20 protein-coding genes are annotated in these 22,364 nt (G+C 43.3%); 10 read left to right on the forward strand and 10 right to left on the reverse strand.

Features of this window, described 5'->3' with window-relative positions; genetic code table 11:
* Window positions 1–126: 126 nt before the first annotated feature.
* The 3 genes from KKA81_06335 to rpmB all read right to left on the reverse strand — a co-directional run bounded on the left by KKA81_06335 (window position 127) and on the right by rpmB (window position 3,700).
* Window positions 127–2,691 carry a TonB-dependent receptor gene (locus tag KKA81_06335; GenBank protein ID MBU2650533.1) on the reverse strand — a complete coding sequence of 855 codons (2,565 nt, stop codon included), beginning with the start codon at window positions 2,689–2,691 and terminating at the stop codon, window positions 127–129.
* Complete coding sequence (locus tag KKA81_06340; GenBank protein MBU2650534.1) at window positions 2,666–3,310, reverse strand: carboxypeptidase-like regulatory domain-containing protein; 645 nt, start codon at window positions 3,308–3,310, stop codon at window positions 2,666–2,668. Before KKA81_06340 ends, KKA81_06335 begins: the two co-directional genes overlap by 26 nt.
* Before the next feature lie 150 nt (window positions 3,311–3,460).
* Window positions 3,461–3,700 carry a 50S ribosomal protein L28 gene (gene rpmB / locus KKA81_06345; GenBank protein ID MBU2650535.1) on the reverse strand — a complete coding sequence of 80 codons (240 nt, stop codon included), beginning with the start codon at window positions 3,698–3,700 and terminating at the stop codon, window positions 3,461–3,463.
* 148 nt (window positions 3,701–3,848) lie between these two features.
* Here rpmB and KKA81_06350 point away from each other — a divergent pair, with 148 nt between their 5' ends.
* Window positions 3,849–5,768, forward strand: coding sequence for a DUF362 domain-containing protein (locus KKA81_06350; GenBank protein ID MBU2650536.1), 1,920 nt, complete (start codon window positions 3,849–3,851; stop codon window positions 5,766–5,768).
* Window positions 5,769–5,770: 2 nt separating this feature from the next.
* Here KKA81_06350 and KKA81_06355 read toward each other — a convergent pair whose 3' ends face one another.
* On the reverse strand, window positions 5,771–7,015 hold the full coding sequence (locus tag KKA81_06355) for a competence/damage-inducible protein A (GenBank protein ID MBU2650537.1): 1,245 nt from the start codon (window positions 7,013–7,015) through the stop codon (window positions 5,771–5,773).
* Window positions 7,015–7,914: a universal stress protein gene (locus tag KKA81_06360; protein ID MBU2650538.1), complete on the reverse strand. Its 900-nt coding sequence runs from the start codon at window positions 7,912–7,914 to the stop codon at window positions 7,015–7,017. The genes KKA81_06355 and KKA81_06360 overlap by 1 nt, the downstream gene beginning before the upstream one ends.
* Window positions 7,915–7,951: 37 nt before the next feature.
* Between KKA81_06360 and KKA81_06365 the strand changes: the two genes are divergently transcribed.
* Window positions 7,952–8,818, forward strand: a complete 867-nt coding sequence (locus tag KKA81_06365) for a nucleoside phosphorylase (protein MBU2650539.1) — start codon at window positions 7,952–7,954, stop codon at window positions 8,816–8,818.
* A gap of 5 nt (window positions 8,819–8,823) precedes the next feature.
* On the opposite strand, the gene KKA81_06370 is transcribed toward KKA81_06365, so the two are convergent.
* A complete protein-coding gene (locus tag KKA81_06370; protein ID MBU2650540.1) occupies window positions 8,824–9,603 on the reverse strand; it encodes a glucosaminidase domain-containing protein in 780 nt (259 codons plus the stop codon).
* 149 nt (window positions 9,604–9,752) lie between these two features.
* Between KKA81_06370 and KKA81_06375 the strand changes: the two genes are divergently transcribed.
* On the forward strand, window positions 9,753–10,598 hold the full coding sequence (locus tag KKA81_06375; protein ID MBU2650541.1) for a transglutaminase-like domain-containing protein: 846 nt from the start codon (window positions 9,753–9,755) through the stop codon (window positions 10,596–10,598).
* Here the strand turns inward: KKA81_06375 and KKA81_06380 are convergent.
* The 4 genes from KKA81_06380 to KKA81_06395 are packed head-to-tail and all read right to left on the reverse strand — an operon-like array spanning window position 10,595 to window position 14,386.
* Window positions 10,595–11,197, reverse strand: a complete 603-nt coding sequence (locus KKA81_06380; protein ID MBU2650542.1) for a sugar transferase — start codon at window positions 11,195–11,197, stop codon at window positions 10,595–10,597. The genes KKA81_06375 and KKA81_06380 overlap by 4 nt on opposite strands.
* Complete coding sequence (locus KKA81_06385; protein ID MBU2650543.1) at window positions 11,194–12,429, reverse strand: DegT/DnrJ/EryC1/StrS family aminotransferase; 1,236 nt, start codon at window positions 12,427–12,429, stop codon at window positions 11,194–11,196. Before KKA81_06385 ends, KKA81_06380 begins: the two co-directional genes overlap by 4 nt.
* Complete coding sequence (locus tag KKA81_06390) at window positions 12,426–13,376, reverse strand: phosphoribosylaminoimidazolesuccinocarboxamide synthase (protein MBU2650544.1); 951 nt, start codon at window positions 13,374–13,376, stop codon at window positions 12,426–12,428. The genes KKA81_06385 and KKA81_06390 overlap by 4 nt, the downstream gene beginning before the upstream one ends.
* Before the next feature lie 38 nt (window positions 13,377–13,414).
* Entirely contained in the window at window positions 13,415–14,386 is a 972-nt protein-coding gene (locus KKA81_06395; protein MBU2650545.1) for a PhoH family protein, read from the reverse strand.
* 449 nt (window positions 14,387–14,835) lie between these two features.
* On the opposite strand from KKA81_06395, the gene KKA81_06400 reads away from it, so the two are divergent.
* The 7 genes from KKA81_06400 to KKA81_06430 all read left to right on the forward strand — a co-directional run bounded on the left by KKA81_06400 (window position 14,836) and on the right by KKA81_06430 (window position 22,363).
* The gene (locus KKA81_06400) at window positions 14,836–15,576 is read left to right on the forward strand and encodes an SAM-dependent chlorinase/fluorinase (GenBank protein MBU2650546.1); all 741 of its coding nucleotides are present in this window, start codon (window positions 14,836–14,838) and stop codon (window positions 15,574–15,576) included.
* Window positions 15,577–15,601: 25 nt separating this feature from the next.
* A complete protein-coding gene (gene gldF, locus KKA81_06405; protein ID MBU2650547.1) occupies window positions 15,602–16,336 on the forward strand; it encodes a gliding motility-associated ABC transporter permease subunit GldF in 735 nt (244 codons plus the stop codon).
* Between the two features lie 27 nt (window positions 16,337–16,363).
* Window positions 16,364–18,100, forward strand: coding sequence for a gliding motility-associated ABC transporter substrate-binding protein GldG (gene gldG / locus KKA81_06410; GenBank protein MBU2650548.1), 1,737 nt, complete (start codon window positions 16,364–16,366; stop codon window positions 18,098–18,100).
* Window positions 18,101–18,212: 112 nt separating this feature from the next.
* Window positions 18,213–19,298, forward strand: a complete 1,086-nt coding sequence (locus tag KKA81_06415; protein ID MBU2650549.1) for a DUF4340 domain-containing protein — start codon at window positions 18,213–18,215, stop codon at window positions 19,296–19,298.
* Window positions 19,299–20,576 (forward strand): oligosaccharide flippase family protein, encoded by a 1,278-nt coding sequence (locus KKA81_06420; GenBank protein MBU2650550.1) that lies wholly within the window; start codon window positions 19,299–19,301, stop codon window positions 20,574–20,576. It abuts the gene before it with no gap.
* Window positions 20,569–21,111: an acyltransferase gene (locus tag KKA81_06425; protein MBU2650551.1), complete on the forward strand. Its 543-nt coding sequence runs from the start codon at window positions 20,569–20,571 to the stop codon at window positions 21,109–21,111. Before KKA81_06420 ends, KKA81_06425 begins: the two co-directional genes overlap by 8 nt.
* Before the next feature lie 4 nt (window positions 21,112–21,115).
* Complete coding sequence (locus KKA81_06430) at window positions 21,116–22,363, forward strand: DegT/DnrJ/EryC1/StrS family aminotransferase (protein ID MBU2650552.1); 1,248 nt, start codon at window positions 21,116–21,118, stop codon at window positions 22,361–22,363.
* The last annotated feature ends 1 nt before the right edge of the window (window position 22,364 follow it).

Consider the following 22,364-nt stretch of genomic DNA (forward strand, 5'->3'; position numbering starts at 1 on the left):
ATAATAATATCTTTTTTAATTAATCTGGTTTATAATTTAAATTCAATCTATTTAACAAGAGAGATTTTGTTTTGTTCAATGGATTTGATTTTTTCGATCCGAAGAAGGGGAGTTAGCAAAATTTCATTAGAAATCTGCTACAATTTTCAGATTTATCTGCCGTGGGGTTAGGTAATTCGGGACGGCATACTGTCTACCGCTCACATCTTTTACCCACAAATAGGATATAGTATTCCTGATCTGGAAGAGATTGAACACTTCCAGGCTAACCCATAAGGATTTGAAAAAGCGGAAAGGATTTTTGGGATTGAATTTGGTGTTTTCTCCGATGATTTGTTTGGCAAACCCAATATCTACTCTTTTGTAGGACGGGTATCTAAGCGTGTCGGAATATTTGTTATTGTTTGGAGGACCAAAGGGCAGGCCGGTTCCGAACAATAATTTGATATACATTGACCAGGAGGGATTTCTGGGCAGGTAATCCTGAAAAAACAATGCGAAATTCAGGCGTTGGTCTGTTGGTCTGGGAATATATCCTGGTTCGGTTCTCACGCTGTCGGTCACGACCTGGTCGGCAGTATAGCCCGGGATAATTTTAATTCCTTTCGCGTTGTAATATTCATAGTAGTAATCGTCTTCGATATCTTCCATAGTTTTCAGCAGGGAAAGGCTGGCCCAGGATTCCACTCCCTTGATGAATTCGCCGTTGATCTTGAAATCCAGACCATAGGCATAGCCATGGGCGTTATTTTTTGCGCTGTACCGTATTCTTACGTTATCCACTTCATAGGGGATAAGATCGTCGAGATATTTATAATATGCTTCGGCAGTGAACTTAAAAGGTCTCTGCCAGGCCAGGAAGTTTATATCCATACCTCCGACGAAGTGGATGGATTTTTGTGCTTTGATGTTGCGGTTTATATTCCCACCGGGATCGCGGAGTTCGCGATAAAAGGGCGGTTGATAGTAATAACCGCTAGCAAAGCGGAAAACGAAATCCCTTTTCCAGAATGGTTTATAAGCTATAGAGACCCTGGGGCTTGCAAGGAACTGGCGGTTCAAGTCCCAGTAATTAAAACGTAAACCTGCGGTGATAAAAAGGTTAGACTCATTGTTCAGGATGAAGTTCCAGGTATTTTGTGCAAAGCCCATATAGCGGTTTGAGGATAAGTTGATATCGTCTGACCGCAGGGCATAAAAGAGGTTAAGTTCCGGATTATAAGGATCAGGCGAGCCCACTGAAGGTGAGGGGGTAGGGATGGAGAACCCTGCCGAATCAACCATTTCCCATTCGTTAAGTTGATCGCTAACCATTTCACGCTGATATTTCAGCCCCCATTGCAGATATTTATTGTTGATTGTATAGTTCCCTTTATGTTCCAGATTAAAAACAGATGCTTCCAGATAATTTCTGGCATGATCAAGGTAGGAGCCTACTCCCTGGGCTTCAACAACATCTCCGAACTGTTCGCTCCCTGCATCGGTTTCAAGTCTTCCTATCCAGTATTGCCCTAGGATATCGTATGTTTCGCTTTCCCAGGTCTGGAAAAAGGATGTGATAAACTTTAGCTGCAGGTTTTCATTGGCTTGATAATCAGCGGCAAGGGCTCCCATCATGGTTTCAAAGCGGTCAATTTCCTGGCCCTCGAAATAGATATTCAGTCTGTAAGCTTCGTTAATAGTACCGAAGTTGGTTTCACGGTTACTGGGTACAACCTGGTAAGAGTTAATGGAATAGTTACCGAGGAGCGATAATTCCCATTTAGGGTTCAGTTTATAGCTGATCAGTGCCTGCACATCACCAAAGCGGGGTTTGTAATCGCCTTCTGTTTGCAGTCCTTTCAGGAAGTACTGGTTGGTTTGGTATCTGGCTCCGATAAGGAATCCGAGCTTTCCTCCGGCGGGAGCACCTTCGGCATGGACCTGGGCTCCCAGCATGCTTAATTGGACAGATCCGGCGTAGGACGTTGGTTTTTTATACTGTATATCTAGGACAGACGACATTTTGTCGCCATATTTAGCTTCAAAGCCACCGGCCGAAAAAAGTATGGAAGACACCAGGGCAGAATTGACAAAACTCAGGCCTTCCTGCTGTCCGGCCCGGATGAGGAATGGCCTGTAGATCTCAATGCCATTGACATAGACCAGGTTTTCATCGTAATTGCCTCCCCTCACAGAATACTGTGAGCTTAGTTCATTGGTGGAAGAAACACCGGGTAATGTTTTGATCATTTCTTCGATGCCTCCCGTCATGGTTGGGATCTTGGTGGCTATTCTCGGATCCAGCCGGATGAGGTTGGTATTCCGGATCTGCTTATCGACCACCTCCACATCGGGTAATTCCGTGGCTGTTTGTTGCATGATCACGTTGATTTCCTCGGTATGGCCTGAAGGCAGCTCAATATTGTATGAAACAGTTTTATAACCGATAAAAGAAATTACGAGGGTAAGTTTGGTGTTGGCCGGGACTGCCAGCTTAAACCTTCCTTTGGAGTCTGTTGTAGTTCCCCCTGGAAATCCCATCAGGGATATATTTGCGAATTCAACGGGATTACCCTTTTCATTGGAGATCCTGCCGGTAAGGATGGCATTTTCCTGGGAAAACAAGCTCAATCCTATTGTCATTAACAAAACCAGTGAAACAATGTATTTTCCCATCATCATCCTAATTCTTCCTTTTGAATTTCCCATCTTTCCAAGCCTTGATAAATTCCGCCCAAGCAAAGGGGTTCAGGATGGTAATGGGTTGGGTTTGACCGTTATAATAAAGCTTATCCACGTAATTGTTCAGTGTATATTTATAGGTAACACTGCCGTCGGTTCTCATATTATCCAGACGGATGTAAATATTATCTTTATCCAGGTTTTGCCTGGCTATTTCGAGGTCGTCATCCGGAATTTCGAGCGACAGGAAGGCCTCTTTGAATGCTTCCTTGGTTGGCCAGGGATAAATCACTGTTTCTGATAGGTATATAGTATCGGTGGCCATAACCTGGATAATAGAATAACGATGGTCGCTGATGGTATCCGGGATGACAAAGAACTCATCTTTAAATCCGATGGCTGAAAACTCGATGGTATCGTTTTTCCTGGCAACAAACGAGAAATATCCGTTATAATCGCTTACAGTACCCCGATAGCCACGGGTAACAATAACATGAGCAAAAGGAATGGGGTGAAGGCTGTCGGCAGTGAGGATGACCCCGGTAAATTGCACGAGATCGTGGTTTCGTTTGACTTCCTGTGAAAATGCTTCGGAAAACAAAAGGATAAAAAGTAGTAGCAAATTTATTTTTCTGATGTACGGCATCCGCAGGTAATGATTGAAACGGTAAAGTTATCCAAAGATTTTAAACGAACTCATCCCGTAATTATTTTTGGTTAATAACAGCGGTTTGCAGATAAAAAAAATGCTGTTACTTTTTGGGTAACAGCACTGAGATTATCATTAAGTACCTTATTATCTTGTAAGAAATCCTTTTTCCCTTGCTTCCTTAAGAGCGGAAGTAATCCCGACTTTATTGATGAAACGGATACCGGCAGCAGAAACTTTCAGGGTGATCCATCTGTCTTCTTCGGGGATATAAAACTTCTTTACCTGGAGATTAGGGTTGAACCTTCTCTTGGTTTTAATATTGGAATGTGAAACCTTGTTTCCTACAATGGCTTTCTTACCTGTTATTTCGCAAATCCGTGACATTTTCTTAGCTTTAAATAATTCGTCGTGAAAAATGGAGTGCAAAGAACGGTATTTTTTTTCAATTATTCAAGCACATTTCGTAATTAAATTATCATAAGACGGAGTATTATTCTTATTTTTACAAATCAACACATTTAACACAATGGCCATGTTCCCTAAATTAACTTTTCCCGGGGAACTACGATTTCAAAAAGAAAAATCATGGTTCCTTTCTAAAAAATGGCGTTACGGTTTTTTTCTGTTGGGTATTTTATCAACTATCTGGTATATTATCCGGGTAGTTCCCAAGCCCAGCCGTGCCTCCTATCCTTGTGTGCAGGCGGCTGCTCCATTTGCAGCGGCTTTCGTGACCTATGTCTCAGGGTTTCTGGCTTCCATAGGTTTGCTGGTTTCGTTCAGAAGGGGTATTCAGGAAGGGTATCCAGTGAGAAAGAACCTTTTGGTACTGGGTTTCATTTTTGCATCTTTTATATGGATTTTTCAACCATTTAACCAGATCAGTGCCGGAAAATCATATATCCGAGGGATTGAAAATCCTAATATTCCTATGGGCATTGCCCGTGGATATTATCCGGGCAGGGTAGTATGGGTATGGAATCCCATGGCTACGAATGAGAACTGCACCAATGGGCCAGGGGATTATTGGTGGCAGGACGAAAATACCAACCAGGAGGAAGTGGATATCATGCTTTCCGATGCCATACAAAAACTATCGGGAGCCCAGGATGATGGAGCGGCATTGGATTCGCTTTTCCGCTTTCACAACCGCCGGTTGGGCATCGGGGACCATGGATATACTGCCGGTGAGAAGATCATGGTAAAGGTAAATATATGCAGCGGAGGCTGGGGTTGTGTGAACACACAGTCCTATGAAAAGATAAGCGAGATCGGGATGATCGACACCTCTCCTCATTTGATCCTGAGTCTTTTGGATTTGTTGGTCAATGTAGCAGGTGTTGAGCAATCGGACATATATGTAGGAGATCCTATCCGGCTTTTCTTTGATCATTACTGGGATATGTGTCACACTGCCTTTCCTGATGTACACTATGTAGACTGGCAGGGGACGCTTGGGCGGGAGTTGATCCAGCCCACACCGGAACCGGCTATGTTTTACAGTGATGGCACTCAAACGGATATGTTGCCTCAATGCTATATTAATGCCTCATACATGATAAATATCGGTTGTTTGAAGCAGCACGATTGTGCAGGGGTGACTTTTTGTGCCAAGAACCATTTCGGATCGATTTGCCGCGACATGGCCATGCATCTGCATTACTCGTTACCCAGCCCGACTGTTAATGGTTTTGAAAACCTGGGGTACGGGAAATACAGGAACCTGGTGGACCTCATGCAGCATAAGGACTTGGGGGAGAAGACAATGTTGTTTGTGGTTGACGGTTTATGGGGTGGAGAATTTCCGGTGAGTGATCCTGCACCCTGGGAGATGGATCCTTTTCTGGGGGATTATCCCTCGTCACTGTTTGTTTCGCAGGATCATGTTGCCATAGAAAGTGTATGTCTTGATTTTGTGCAGGCGGAGTTTGATCTGTATGCCCACATGGAAGGAACGGATGATTATCTGCACCAGGCTGCCGATTCGGCCAACTGGGCAGAAGGGATACTTTACGACCCCGATGGCGATGGGATTTACATTGCAAGTATGGGCGTACATGAACATTGGAATAATCATATAGATAAGCTGTATTCAAGAAACCTGGGAACCGGAGAAGGTATCGAGCTAATAAAAAGCATATTGACATCATTGCCGGCGGCAGATGATTTAAATACTTTGATGCCCTATCCCAATCCTTTCCGTGACAAGATTTGTTTAAGAATCGAGGTAAACCATGAGCAAAACACTGAGTTATGTCTGCATGATCTCCAGGGTAAAATCATTGCATCCAAATCATCAATAAAGCTAATTCCGGGGATCCATGATATTTATTTTCAGCAAGGAAGGGATTATCCGTGTGACCTGGCAGCGGGCATTTACCTTCTAAGGATGGTGAGTGATGATGGTGACAGGAAGGAGGAAACTACCATCAGGCTTGTTCATAGTCGATAACATCAGGATTTCAGTATCTCTTTTCTCAGCATATCGAGGGCTGCCAGAGCAGCTTTTCGGATATTTCGTTCTCGGTTTTCTCCCATCAGGAAATGCCGGGATGTTTCTCCTGCAGGACCTGCCACGGCGATCCAGGTTGTCCCTACCGGTTTGGATGGGGTTCCCCCATCGGGACCTGCAATACCTGATACAGCAATGGCAAAGTCGGTGCGTAACTTTTTCCTGATATTAGAAGCCATAATTAACACTGTTTCCTGACTTACAGCTCCATAATTCAATAACACATCTTCAGGAACCCCGAGTTCTGAGGTTTTGATCTCATTGGAATAGGCTATGATTGATCCTTTAAAGTAGGCAGAGCTGCCGGGGACGCTGGTGATCAGATGGGCAATATATCCACCTGTGCAGCTTTCAGCGGATGATAGGGTGAAACCTTTCTCCTTCAATAGGTTTCCGGTAACCGATTCAAGTGTATCCTGTCCGTACCCAAAGATTATATCCGGAATAAAATGTTTAAGTTTTTCTACCTGTTCTTCAACTTCTTTTTCCAGGATGACTTTATCATCTCCGGCTGCAGATATCCTCAATCTCACTATTCCAGGCTGGGGGAGGTAGGCCAGCTTCATATGTTCCGGCAACCTGTCTTCCCAGGATACAATCTTTTCCGCGATCATTGATTCTCCCATACCCTGGGTCAGGATCGTCTTGTGGATGATCACCGAGATACCCGGTCTTTCAGCCAGGCGGGGAATAACCTGTTCGAGGACGATGGGTTTCATTTCGAAAGGAACGCCGGGCATGGAAACAAATATTTTACCATCTTTTTCGAACCACATTCCCGGTGCGGTACCATTATAATTGGGCAGAGGTATGCAATTTTCAGGGATTTCAGCCTGCTGCCTGTTACTTTCCCTGATTTTCAGGAACCTTCCGGCAAACAGGTTGACGATGTTTTGCATGGTATCTTCATGATAAACCAGACGTGTATCAAAAAACTCACAAAGCACCTTTTTGGTAATGTCGTCACGGGTAGGGCCCAATCCACCTGTGATCAGGATAATTTCGGCATTGCCGGCGGCTGCATCTTTGAGTGATTGCATGATAGCCTGATGGTTATCGGCCACAACGGTCATTTTTTCCACACGTATACCTGCCAGATTAAGTTGTTCACCCAACCAGGAAGCATTGGTATTGATCACCTGACCAATCAGGAGTTCATCACCGATGTTGATGATTTCCGAAATCATTATGAAAAGATGGAAATAAACCCGAGTTGTTGAGGGATTATCGACATAACCGGTACCTTAGAGCGGGAAATGATATCCTGGGCGGAGGAACCAATAAAATACTCGATCAAACCGGATTCCTTCTGGGTCATGATCATGATCAGGTCTATATCTCCCTGTTCTTCCGCATATTTAAGAATAACGGGTGCGGGTGAATTGGCATCGGGGGATTTTTCAACCAGTTCGGCTGTGACCGGGATATTACTATCTTCAATAAATCTTTTCACCTGGTTCATCTGAATCTCCAGGCGGTTGGTTTCTTCTTTATCGTGAGGAGATGTAAGTACTGACATTACTTTGATCCTGGAACCAAAGAGTTTAGCGAGTTCGATCGCGTTTGTCACTTTTTGTCTTGTTTCCTGGGTCAGGTCGAGGGGCAACAGGATGCTGCGGCAACCATCGAAAGTATGTTTGTTGTTAACGGTGATCACGGGGCAGGTTGCGTTCCGGATCACTTTGGAGGTGATGCTGCCGATATAATCTTTGTTGACTGCAAAAGGCTCGGCATTTAATCCCATCACGATGAATTTTGATTCGAGGAGTTTTGCGGATTTCAGTATCTTATCGTATTCTTTGCCTCTTGAGATAACCGCATTAACCGGGACTCCGCTTTTTTTTGAGGCATCTTCCGCAACCCGGATGAGTTCTGCTCTGATCTGATCTTCGTATTCCTTTTGCAGTTTCCTGGAATTATCGGATTCGAAAACAGAAAGCAATGACTGGCCGGAATCTCTTATCACATGGATCAAGGTGATCTTCAACCGGGTCAGTTTGGCCAGGTTATATGATTCTTCGAGAGCTGCCAGCGATTTTTCCGAGAAATCGGTTGCTACCAGGATGGAGTTAAAATTACGCTTCATAATGTGTAAATTTGCCTGTTTGCAAAGATATTATTTTATGCCGAAAAATTATACTGCTTCGGAATTGATTCTTAATCCTGATGGAAGTGTTTATCATTTGGGTCTTGTAAGAGATCAGGCCGCCGAAACCATTCTGCTGGTTGGTGATCCGGGACGCGTTGCCGTGGTGTCCTCTATGTTTGACAGGGTTGAAACCATAGTGGAGAAGCGTGAATTCCTGACTCATACAGGATGGATTGGAGATAAAAGGATTTCGGTAATCTCAACGGGTATAGGTACCGATAATATTGATATTGTTGTCAATGAACTGGATATTTTATTCAATGCTGACCTTTCCTCGGGTAAGAGGAGGCAGGATCCGGTTTCGCTGAAGCTGATACGTCTGGGAACCTCAGGTGGGATAGTTCCTTCAATCCCTTTAGGTACAGCTGTGATCAGCCGTTATTCCATTGGTCTCGACAATCTGATATTCTTCTATCGTGAGAATGTATCCTTAAAAGATCCTGAACTGGACAGGCTTTTTGAACATTCATTACCCAGCGTGCATCCTTATCTGGTTGAAGGTTCAGAAACCTTGATTTCATTGTTAAAACCAGCTGGAATTTTGGGTACTACAATTACTGCACCGGGTTTTTATGCTCCCCAGGGAAGAAACCTGATGATTGAACCCTACTGTAAAAATCTTCTCGAAATTCTCGGTTCCTATAGCTACAAAGGAATAAATGTTCTGAACATGGAGATGGAATCATCCGCCCTATATGCTCTGGCCGGGTTGATGGGACACGAAGCGGTGACTGTCTGCTCCGTACTGGCGAACCGAAATACAGGGGTTTATATTGAAGATCCGGAGAAAGTTATTAAACGCATGATTGAAAGCTGTCTGGGATTGTTAGAAGGATTGTAGTGGCATTAGTCGATAGGTTCAAGTAGCGAAGGTATATCCTGCGGCAGGTAATCCTGAATAATTTTGGTAATAAGACGATCGTAACTATCCCCGATTTGGGAATAACTATCCAACCCCGTCATCAGCAGGAAGGGATCCGGATTTTTGCCTTCCTTTCTCAGGTTTGCCCGGATTTTTCGCAATCCTTCATAAGCGTAACCGGTATTTAATGTACGGAAGTAGTACTGTATTGAAGCTGTTCTGGAGGGGAAAGTCATAACTTCAAACCGGTTTCCTGAGTGATTTCCGGGTTTCATACCACATCCCGGTGAGAAGCAATGGATTCCGAAATAATTATTCCCATCTTTGGCAAACCGTGAATTTCCCCAGCCCGATTCGATAATGGCCTGAGCCATTGTCAACCGGACAGGTATAATATCCACCCGGTACATCAGGCTGTCGATACGCTTAATTATTCTGGAAGTGTCGGTCAATGTATCCCAGGGAATTCTTTTCATTCTGTAATCCAGCAAGATCCTGTTAAGGTTATGTTTTTCTTTTCCTTTTAATCTTTTATTCTTTCTGATTTTTAAAAGGTAGTTTTCCACATCTTTTCTATCGAGGAGGATGAGTTCATTTTCGTAATAAATTTCCGGGAGGAAATCTGCCAGGAATGTTTTCTGGGTTTCTGTCAGGTTTTTCCTGGTAACAATTTTGGCAGGATTTATGCGGTAGCGGACAGGTTGTTTTTCAGAGTTCCAACAGGAAAACAACAAAGCCACCAGAATTATAATTGCTATAAACACTGGTTTTATGCGGCAAACAAAAGGGAGTACCCATGTGTTTATAACTTGTCCTGGTATGTTTTGAAAATAATTTTTCAGGCTGATTGTTTTATTAATTTTAGGTCATCAATCCATGCATGGTTCACGAAGATAATAAAAATAAGGAATTAATGGCTTTAATCCGTTTACTGGATGAGCCGGACACGGATATTTATTCACGTATCCGCGACAAGATATTCTGTTACGGTCTTGATGCCATTCCATTGCTTGAGGGAGCGTGGGAAAGCTCATTTGATGGTCTGATCCAGGAGAGGATTGAAGGCATCATACACACGATACAGCTTGATAATCTTTATGCAGAATTGGGTATATGGGCGCAGCAGGGAGGAAATGATCTTTTAAAGGGATATATACTTATATCAAAATTTCAGTATCCGGACCTGAATGCCGAAAACATCATGCGGCATATAGGTCGTATCAGCCAGGATGTCTGGCTGGAGTTGAACCAGAACCTTACCGCTTTGGAGAAGGTGAAAGTTATGAACCATATTCTTTACGATATCTGTGGTTTTACAGGAAACAAGCTGAACATCAATGCTCCGGAGAACTATTATCTTAATGTCATGCTGGAGTCAAAAAAAGGCAATCCGATATCTCTTGGCGCGCTTTATATTATTATTGCCCAGAGTCTTGGGATGCCTGTTTACGGAGTAGACCTGCCGCGTCATTTTGTCCTGGCATACCTTGAGGGCAACCTGAGAGAAAATAGTTTGGAAGAAGACCGTAAAGTGATATTTTATATAAATCCGTTTAACAAGGGAGCATTATTTACCAGGAATGAAATAGAGTTGTATATAAAGCAAATGACATTAAAAGACCAGGTAAGATATTATGTTGGTTGCCGCAATAAAGTAATTATCCGCCGGATGATGGAAGAATTGGCCAATCAGTATAAAAATAGCGGTAATCCTGAAAAAGCTTTAGAGCTTACAAGGTTGCTAATGGCTTTGGATTAGTCTGGTTTTGAAGATATTATTCCCCGAATGGTCTTTATAATAATTCTCAGGTCGGTTGTGAAGCTTTTTTCCCGGATATATTTCAGGTTGAGTTCAAGTTTGGCAGGCATGATTTCGTGGATATAAGCATATTCGGGGTCAGGACTGCTTCCCAGGATTTCATTTTCATTCATATACATCAACGAGGCGTAATCGGTAAGTCCGGGCCTGACTTCAAGGACTTTTTTCTGATCATCGTTATACAATTCAACATATTTTCTGACTTCCGGTCTTGGTCCAACGATGCTCATCTGACCGGCAATCACGTTTAAAAGTTGGGGGAGTTCATCCATCTTATATTTTCTGAGAATCTTCCCGGGTTTTGTGATGCGTGGATCTTCCATTCCTACGGTAAGCAATCCTTTGCTGTCGGAACCAGTATACATGGTCCTGAACTTAAGGAGTCCGAAATCCTTTCCTGATTTGCCAACCCGTTTTTGCACATAAAAGAAACCGCCATGGGAGTCGATGATAATCCATATGATAAGGAAGAGAAAAAGCGGAATAAGTAAAATAAGAGCAAGCAGGGATATTATGGTATCGAAAATCCTTTTCATCATCCATGAACGTTTTCTTCCACCGATGCGATCACTGCGTTCAGCACGGTATTAACCTGTTGGTCGTTGAGGTCATAATAAACCGGGAGGCTGATTTCGCGTGAAAAGGAATCGTAAGAGACAGGATAATCATTGATTCTATATCCGTTATTCCTGTAAAAGCTGAGCAATGGAAGGGGTATGAAATGCACATTGACAGAGACATTACGGGAGAAGATTGCCTGAATGATCTTATCTCTGGTTTCTTCTGTTATGTTTTTTATCCGCAGAAGAAAGACGTGATAAGACGATTGCCTTTCCGGGGTTTCATAGACAGGGATTTCCGCCCAGGGATACTTTGAGAGGCGGTCACGATATGCATCGAATATTTGTTTACGCCGAGGCAGCATATCGTTATCGTACCTTTCCAGTTCCACCAAACCCATGGATGCCTGGATGTCGGTCATGTTGTATTTATAGCCGGCTTCAATGATATCATACTTCCAGTTTCCTATCTGAGCTTTGGCTAATGCATCCTTTGTTTGGCCATGAAGACTTTTGATGCACAAATACTTGTATTCCTCCTCGTTATTAAAGGGTTCGGGAAGGTTCAGGCATACGGCCCCACCTTCAGCGGTGGTAAGATTTTTGACGGCATGGAAGGAATAAACGCTGATATCAGTCAGGCTTCCGGTTTTCTTTCCTTTATAAACAGCCCCAACGGAATGGGCGGCATCGGAGAGGACCAGTATTCTTCCGAGTTTTTCCTGGACCGTGTTGACCGGTGTGAAAAGTTTCCTGATAGAATTTTCCTGAACCAGGGCATTGATACCGTCGTAGTCGCATGGGAATCCTGCCAGGTCGACGGGCATAACAACCTTGGTTTGTGGGGTAATGGCCTTGCGAATATTTCCTAAGGTAATGTTAAAATCGCTTCCAATATCTGCCATCACCGGTTTTGCGCCACAATGTACCACCACGTTGGCGGTTGCGGAGTAGGTGTATGCAGGAATGATAACTTCATCCCCAGGTCCTACTCCAAACCAACGGAGCATAAGTTCCAGGCCTGCAGAAGCAGAGCTGGTACAAAGAGTGGCTTTGTGCCCTCCGTATTCTGTTAATTTTTTTTCAAAAAGCTTGGTTTTCGGACCGGTTGTGATCCATCCTGAATGAAGGGTGTCAATGATCTCATCTATGGTTTTCTGGTCAACCCTGGGTGGGCTGAAGGGGATAAACGCAGCTTGCTTGTCTGTCATGAAAAGTATTGTTTCAGGAATTCCCTTATGTTGTGTTCAACGCGTTCCGCCACATGGTTGATATCGGCCCTTACAAATGGTTCGCCGGTAATATGCTCGAACAGTTCGATATAGCGTTCTGAAACCGATTCCACGAAATCATCGGGCATAAAAGGAACCTCCATGCCTGTCTGGCCCTGGAAGCCTCTTTCCATAAGCCATTCCCTGACGAATTCCTTGGAAAGCTGTCTTTGATTTTCTCCTTTTTCAAATCTTTCCTGGTAGCCGTCTTTATAAAAATACCGGGAAGAATCGGGAGTATGGATTTCATCTATCAGGTATATTGTATTCCCGACTTTTCCGAACTCGTATTTGGTATCAACAAGGATGAGGCCATGTTTATCGGCTATTTCATTACCTTTATCAAACAGTTTCCTGGTATAGCCTTCGAGAAGAGCATATTCGCCTGGTTTTACAAGTCCCTGGCTGATAATTTCTTCCTTTGAAATATCTTCATCATGACCTTCCTTTGCTTTGGTGGTTGGCGTAACGATGGGATGATCAAAACGCTGGTGCTCTTTCATTCCATCGGGGATTGGAACGCCACATATTTCCCTGCTGCCTTTATTATAGGTTCTCCAGGAGCTACCGGTAAGATAGCCCCTTATGATCATTTCCACCGGGTAAGGTTCGCAGAAGTGTCCTGCCATAACCATTGGATCGGGAGTGGCGAGCATCCAGTTTGGTACTATGGATGAAGTAGCATCCAGGAATTTTGCTGCTATCTGGTTGAGGACTTGCCCCTTGTATGGGATACCTTTGGGCAGAACGACATCGAATGCCGAAATCCTGTCGGTGACGACCATGATGAGCAGTTCATCGTTGATGTTATATACATCCCTGACCTTTCCTTTATAAACGTTTTTTTGTTTGGGAAAGCGAAAATCTGTTCCTGTGAGTGATTTCATTTACCTATCATTTTTAAAGAAGGAACAAAAATAATGAATTATTGTTTTTCGGGATCAGCTTGTTCGAACTCATACGCTTTTATAATCAGACTTACAAGTTTATGACGAATAACATCCGATTCATCCAGGAAAATGAAGTCGATTCCGGGTTTGTTTTTCAGGATGTTTGTAGCGTGGACGAGTCCGGATTTTTGATTTCTGGGCAGGTCGACCTGAGTTACATCACCGGTGACGATGAATTTTGCAGAGCGACCCATTCGGGTGAGGAACATTTTAAGTTGCGGGACGGTGGAGTTTTGGGCTTCATCGAGGATAGCAAACGCATGATCGAGGGTTCTTCCTCTCATAAATGCGAGGGGAGCTACTTCGATGGTACCGTCTTCGAGATAGGTGAGGAGTCTTTGTGTAGGAAGCATATCGCGCAGGGCATCGTAAAGAGGTTGCAGGTAAGGGTCGAGTTTATCTTTCAGGTCTCCGGGCAAAAAGCCGAGGTTTTCTCCGGCTTCAACAGCAGGCCGGGTGAGGATGATCCTTTTTACCTGTTTGTTTTTCAGTGCTCTGACAGCGAGGGCAACGGCCGTATAGGTTTTACCGGTGCCGGCAGGGCCGATGGCAAATATAAGGTCATTTTTATCGGAGGAAACTGCCATTTTCTTTTGGTTGCGGGTTCTGGCCCTGACCAGGAGTCCGTCGCGCCCGTGGACCAGAATGTCATTATCACCGGTTTCTTCCATTGAAAATGCTTTTTCATCGTTTTCTCTGCTGTCCATGATCTGATAAAGCTCGTTTTCGGTAATCCTGCCGAATTTTTCGTAGTTCAGCAATAACCACGAGAATTTACGGGCAAACTCGTTCAACTCATTTTCATCACCCATGATTTTCAAAACATCTCCCCTGGCAATGATTTTCAGTTTGGGAAATAGTTTTTTCAGGATATTCAGATTAGAATCATTCACACCGTAAATATCCAGGGGATTATAAGCTTCCAGTGAAATGGTTTTTTCGCTCATGATTTTCTATGAATCATAGATAGTTTTGATGATTGTAAAATTATAAAAAACATGAAAGCCGGAGGCTAAAATAAATTATATGAATATCGGGAATGATTAATATCAAGTTACCTGCTCTATGTTTACAGGCTGCAGGTAGCAGGTTACAGGCTGCAGGTATCAGGTTACAGGCTGCAGGTATCAGGTTACAGGCTACAGGTAGTGTTGGTGCGGGTGATGAGGAGTGATGAGTGATGAGTTGTCGCTTGCAACCTGTAGCCTGTAGCCTGTAACCTGCAACTATTTGTTAATCTTTCCCAATACGCATATTAAAATATTACTACCTTTGAAACTCTAATTGTTCCGGTTAATACGGTTGGAGCAAGATCAGGTATAACAAATTATAAGGTCCGCAAAGGTCCGGAGAGTGGAAATATATGCCGGTTATAACTTTAACAAGCGACTGGGGGATGAAGGATCATTACCTTGCAAGCGTCAAGGGGGCGATCCTGAGGCTTTTGCCTGAGGTTAACGTGGTAGATATCTCACATGAGGTATCTCCATTTAACATAAAGGAAGCGGCGTATATTTTCCGTAATGCATGGCAATATTTTCCGGAAGGGACCGTACATATCCTGGGTGTGGATACAGAAGAATCGGATAATCAGGCTCATGTAGTGATTAAGAACAAGGGGCATTTTTTTATTGGGGCTGATAACGGGATCTTCAGTCTTATTTTCAATGAAGTCCCGGATGAATGCAGGGAGTTGCAGGTGATGCAGGATTCCGATTATTTCACTTTTCCAACCCGTGATCGTTTTGTTAAGACCGCCGTTCATCTTGTCAAAGGAGAGAGTATGGATGAACTGGGGCCTATACATGGCCGGCTTCTGGAGAGAAGCCTCTTTAATCCGGTGATTGAAACGGATGCAATCAAGGGAGTGGCAATTTATATTGACCGATACGAAAATGTTATAACCAATATAACCAGGGAAGTGTTTGAAAAGGTCAGGAAAGGCAGGAAATGCAAAATAGTGATACGCGGAGAGGTTATTCCCCAGATCAGCGAATCCTATTCCGACGTGAATTTCAGTTTCCCTGTAGCCCTTTTCGGTTCTAATGGCCATCTGGAAATTGCGCTCAACCGTGGTAATGCCGGTGGGCTCCTGGGATTGAATATAGATTCATCCGTAAGGGTGGAATTTTTCTGATCCATTAAGATTTAAGTAATAAAACATGTGGACATTATTTAAGAAAGAAGTAAGCAGTTTTTTAAGTTCGTTGACCGGCTATATAGTCATTGTAGTTTTTCTTCTGGTGAATGGATTATTTCTTTGGGTGTTCCCTCTCGACTCGAATATCCTGGTATATGGATATGCAAATATTGATGGATTATTTACCATTGCTCCCTATGTATTTCTTTTTCTAATTCCGGCTATAACGATGAGAATGATAGCAGAGGAGAAAAAAACCGGGACTATTGAGCAATTGTTTACACAACCCCTTACCGATCTTCAGATCATTTTAGCGAAGTATCTGGCCGCATTATTTCTTGTGGTGATTGCGTTGCTTCCCACTCTGATTTATTTTTTCTCGGTTTATCATCTGGGTTTTCCTCCGGGAAACCTCGACCAGGGAGGAATGTGGGGGTCATATCTTGGGCTTCTCTTTTTAGGCGCGTCATTTACAGCCATCGGACTTTTTGCTTCATCACTTACGGATAATCAAATCACAGCTTTCATAATTGCAGTTGTAATCAGTAGCTTTATCTATATTGGTTTTGAGCTTATCTGGTCACTGGATTTGTTTGGAGGTTTCGGTCTGCTTATCCGTTCGCTGGGAATGAGTTTGCACTATTCTTCCATCAGCAGGGGTGTGGTGGATTCCCGTGATGTGATTTATTTTTTAAGCATAGTGACGTTGTTTATTTTACTTACCAGATACATCCTGGCAAGCAGAAAATGGAAATAATGTGAAATTAGAAGGTAAAAAGAAACTATGCAGGATAAAAGGAAAAGTATAAGAAAAACCCATGTTTTTGAGCTTATCTCCGGTATTTTGATCATACTGATGATGAATATTGCCGGTAGTTATATTTTTTTCCGGCTTGATCTCACTTCTGAGAAAAGGTATTCTTTGTCGACAGCCACGAAGGAATTGCTCAGAGAACTTGATGATATTGTTTATTTCCAGGTTTATCTGGAGGGTGATTTCCCGGCAGGTTTTAAGCGTTTACGAAACTCGACCAAAGAGATGCTGGATGAGTTCAGGGCATACAGCGACTTTATTGAATACGATTTCATCAATCCTTCGGCCAGTGATGATCCATCAGAGCGAAATAGCACATATAACCTTTTAGTAGAAAGGGGATTGAATCCAACCGACCTGCAGGTGAGTACCGGTGACGGTATGTCGAAGCAGATCATTTTCCCCGGTGCCATTGTTTCATACCGAGGAGATGAAATGCCTGTTGAGCTTTTGAGATCCCAGTTAGGCATACCGCCGGTGGAGGTTTTAAATAATTCTATCCAGGAGCTCGAATTCAATCTTGCCAACGCGGTAAAAAATATCACTGCCACCATGAAGCCTAAGGTTGCCTTTATCACCGGCCATGGGGAACTTGGAGAACTGGAGACTGCCGATATTACGCGTGCTCTTTCCGACCAATATCAGGTGGAAAGGGTCGAGATCGATGGAAAAATCAGTGCTTTGACCGAAAGAAATTATTCTGATACAGCTGCCACAGGGTTCTACAATAAGTTCAAAGCCATAATTATTGCCCAGCCCGATTCGGCTTTCAGTGAAAAGGATAAGTTTATCATCGATCAGTATATAATGCGGGGAGGTAAAGTGTTGTGGCTTATCGATCCTATGCTTGGTTCCATGGATAGTCTGCAGAAATCCGGTGCTACGGTTTCCATTTCCAAGGACCTGAACCTTGAAGATATGCTGTTTAACTATGGAGTCAGACTGAATTATGATCTGGTGATGGATCTCAATGCCCTTCCCATTCCCCTTACTGTAGGTTCCGTGGCCGGTCAGCCCCAGATCGATTTCTTTGATTGGTATTACCTTCCTGTTATAACTCCGATGTCAGAGCATCCTGTAGTTAAAAACCTGAATGCAATAAAAACAGAATTTGTCAGCAGTATGGATACCATTGCTATTCCGGGAATCAGGAAAACAGTTTTGTTGACGACCTCACCGTATTCCAGGATAGTGAATGCGCCGGTATATATCAATCTTAATATCCTGCAGCAGGAACCTGACCCGGCGATATACAGCCATCCGCCCGTACCCCTGGCAATTTTGCTTGAGGGGAGTTTTTCATCGGTTTATGAAAACAGGATGCCTCCAACCATTCTGAACAGTAAAGAAATCGGATTCCGGGAAAAGAGTCAGCCAACCGGTATGATCGTGATCTCGGATGGAGATGTGATCAGGAACCAGTTTCATTTTTCACAGGGATATCCTCTGCCATTGGGTTATGATCAGTATACACGCCAAACATTCGGAAATAAGGAGTTGATCCTTAATGCATTAAATTACCTGACGGATGGGCCGGGGCTCATATCTATTCGTTCAAGAGAGCTTAAGTTAAGATTGCTGGATATAACCCGTGCCAACCAGAATAAACTTTTCTGGCAGTTATTTAATGTTCTGACACCTGTAGTGGTGATCGTGCTTGCCGGGATTGTATTTTATGTGGTGAGGAGGAGGAGGTATGCTGGATAATATATGGTTATATTGTTATATTGTTATTGAGTTTGTTGTGAAGTGAGTAGGGGGAGTAAGTTCCCGGCTTGCGCCGGGGCAAGCGGGAGTATTTATTAATTAATAAAATGTTATGCGTAAGGGAAAATGGATTTTTATTGTAGTTATTGTTTTAGCTGTTATTGTATTAATTCTGGTATTATCGGATAGGAACAGCACGCTTGACAGCGGTTCTGCTGTTTTTGCCGTTGAGGATACGGCAAGCGTTACCCGTATTTTCCTGGCTGATATGGAAAACAACACTGTTTTACTGGAAAGAAAAGAAAATGGGATGTGGATGTTGAATGGAAAATACAAGGCACATTCTTTTCAGGTGAACGATATGCTTCGCACCATGCGGGAATTGAAGGTCAGGACTCCGGTTCCTCGTGCAGCGCGCAACAACGTGATTTCACGTTTATCGGCGTCAGCTATTAAGGTAGAGATATACCAGATCAAGCCACTTATTGGAATCCTGGATCTTTTCCCCCGTGAAAGGCTTACCAAGGTTTATTATGTTGGGGATGCAACTCAGGATAACCTGGGGACATTCATGAATATGGAGGGTTATGACGATCCTTATGTTGTCTTCATCCCGAGTTTCCGTGGTTTTGTTGCACCCAGGTACTCGACCAATGAAGACGATTGGAGGGATCATACGGTTTTTAATACCCCTCTCAGGAGACTGCAGTCTGTTTCTCTTGAATTTATGGAAAACCCTGAAGAGTCATTTACAGTAAACCGGACCCAGGATAATGAGTTTAATCTGCATCTGTCTGATAAAGGCTTATCAGTTCCTTACGACACTCTCCGTATGCTGAATTTTCTGTCTTCATTCGGGGATTTACGTTTCGAGGCAGTACTCACGAACTCTTTAAGCGAAGATTATATCGACTCCATCCGCAATACAAGGCCTGCACATATCCTTACCATAGTAGATATTGACAATGATACCAACAGTATAATAACATACCGGAAAAAGGGATTCAGTGAAGTTTATGATGACACAGAAGGATTACAACTCGTGCCTTTCGATCTCGACAGGCTTTATGCTGTTATGAATGAGGGTCAGGATTTTGTGTTGTTGCAATATTTTGTTTTTGACAAAGCTTTAAGGTCGGCATCGTATTTACGTGGGCTTACTGACCGTAATCCCATTCCGGTCACAGAACCAAGGTAGATGGAATTGCGCCAGCTCAGATCAGAGTTTTTCAGGAATGTAATGACCCTGATGACGGGAACGGCCATAGCTCAGGCCATTCCGCTTCTTCTTTCACCCGTCCTGAGTCGCTTATATGATCCCGAAGACTTTGCCACTCTGGCCCTTTTTATGTCGGTTGCTTCGATGTTAGGTGTTGTGTCCACAGCACGTTATGAGCTGGCCATTATGTTACCGAAATCTCAGCGGGATGCAATGAACGTGTTGATGCTTTCTATCGGGATCGCTGTTTTGGTTTCGGTTTTTAGTTTGGTTCTGATTCTGATTTTCCATGATGACATACTTCGTTTGTTTAGTGCTCCGGAGTTGTCGGTATGGTTATACTTTGTTCCGTTGATGGTACTTTTTATGGGTGTTTATCAAAGTTTTAACTATTGGTCGACGCGCAATAAGACTTTTACCCGAAATTCGGTCAGCCGGATTTCACAATCCGTTGGTATGTCGGCAGTTAATCTGTCATTAGGCGCAGTCGGTGCCGGTCCTGCAGGATTGGTCAGCGGATCTTTTACAGGTCAGTTTATAGCTGCATTGGTACTTTCCTGGAATGCCATACTTCATCCCCGCGACTGGAGGAAGAATTTTTCATACGATTCCATCAGGCTCAATGCGGTTAAATATTCCAGTTTTGCCAGGATCAATACACCACATGCTTTTGTTGACACTTTGCAGGACCATGGGATAGTATTCATCATCATTTACTACTTTTCGAAGGTAGTATTGGGTTCCTATAGTTTTGCCTACAGGGTTTTAAAAGCTCCTGTAGGGCTAATAGGCAGTTCCATGTATCAGGTATTTTATCAGAAAGCCTCATCCACTTATCATGAAGGCGGGGATATAAGGCCGATGCTGGTTCGCATCTATCGCAACCTTTTCCTGTTGGGATTACCTGTTTTCCTGGTATTGTTCCTGTTTTCACCGGAGATATTCTCCTTTGTTTTTTCAGAAAAGTACCGGACAGCCGGTGAAATTGCCCAATTGCTGATGCCCTGGCTGTTCCTGAACTTCATGGTAATGCCGGTAACCTGTATTGCTATTGTGGTAAACCGTCAGCGCGGAGCATTCCTGATCTCCGTTACAGATGTAGTTTTAAAGGTTGTTGCTTTAGTTGTAGGAGGTATCACAGGCGATTATGAACTTGCTTTCGGACTGATGAGCATACTATGCAGTCTTCTGCTTATTTTTGCTATGTTTTGGTATTACAGGATTTCTGGAGTTAAATTTGTAAAATCTTATGAGTAGGAATATGCCGGATATCCTTTCGCGAATATGCACCCGCCTTTACACCCTCATTCTCCGATGCAGGGGAGCTAAGACCGGAAGAGGAAGTGTTTTACATCATAGCACCGATGTGATGAACGCATCCCGGATCATGCTGGGAGAGGATTCGACGATCTACAAGAATGTTTCCATCTATCCTGATAAATCGGGTTATTTTATTATGGGAAACCGGTCTCATGCCGCCCCGTATTGTTATTTTCTGATTGCTGACAACAGGATTGAAATTGGGAATGATGTGGCAATAGGACCATTCTGTGCATTTTTCTGTCATTCCAACAGTCCTGAAGGAGCAGGAAAAGTGTTTTCTGAAAACTATGTTGATTCCGATATCATTATAGGTTCCAATGTTTTCATAGGAGCACATTGTACTGTTTTACCGGGGACGATTATTCCGGATCGTGTTGTAATAGGCGCAAATTCACTGGTATCCGGTGAACTGGAAAGCGGATTTATATATGCAGGATCTCCGGCAAAAAAAATAAAATCCTTAAACTGAAGCCATGCAGAAGACATCCTTCGTGTGCAACTCATTAACATGGAGACATTTCGTGATGTTTTGCCTGCATATGCTTTCATTCCCCGGATCTGAGAAAAGCCGGGAAAAATTCCGGAACAGAATTGCAGAAGTATTTGGTATACAAGGGAAACAGGTTTTTCTTTTTGGTGCTGCCCGTATGGGATTGTATTCAATTCTTAAAGCCATGCGATATAATCCCGGAGATGAGGTTATTGTTGCAGGATATACTTGTGTTGTTGTAACCAATGCTATAAAATATGCCGGATTGAAAGCTGTTTATGCCGATATAGAAGTAAGCCACCTCAATATCAGTACGCAGGAAATCCTTGATAGGGTTACGGACAGGACAAGAGCCGTCATTATCACACATAACTTTGGCATTACTTATGAAGATACCGGCATAATACGGAAGGAGTTCCCTCACCTTCTTATCATAGAGGATGCAGCGCATACTATGTCATCAGTTACCCGTGAGGGTGAAAGGGTAGGGCTACTGGGGGATGCGGCTTTTTTCAGCCTGGAATATTCCAAACCCATGACCACCGGCATGGGAGGTTATATCATTGTGCAAAATGATGAGGTCCGGGATAAACTCGAAGAATTTTACAACCATGATGTATTTGATTATTCGCCTTTGGATGTGTTCAGGATTTTCATTACACTCAAGATACACTTTCTGACCTCTTACAGATTAACTCTTCGTTATAAGTGGGGTTTATTCAGGATTGCCGGATGGATGGGGCTGATATTCAGTACTCCCGAAGAAGAATTGCAGGGTGAAAGACCGGGAAAATATCCGGTTCGACTGGCCGGTTGCCTGTCGTACCTGGGTTATTTACAACTAAAAGATTTGGAACAGACCACCCGGATTAAAAGGGAGATATGCACGTCTTATGAAGCTTCGTTCGGCCAAATAGCGGGTATACAGACTTTTTACAAACCGGAATACGATTTTGTGCGTTATCCGATAGTTTTACCGGAAGACATATCGGCGGATGCCAGGCAAACTCTGCGGGAAAAACTCCGGAAAGCAGGTTATGTAATGGGAGAGTGGTTTAATGATGTTGTGCACCCTGCGGGGAGTTACCGTTACTGCTATTCTGAGGGTGTGTGTCCGACAGGGGAAGCTATTTCGAAAAGAATATTAAATTTGCCTGTGAATATTCATGCAAAGCTTAATAACCGGGATTTAACTAGGATCAGACAAATTTTCCGGGAAATTTCGGATTAAA

It is taken from the genome of Bacteroidota bacterium (assembly GCA_018831055.1).
Taxonomy (GTDB): Bacteria; Bacteroidota; Bacteroidia; order Bacteroidales; family B18-G4; genus M55B132.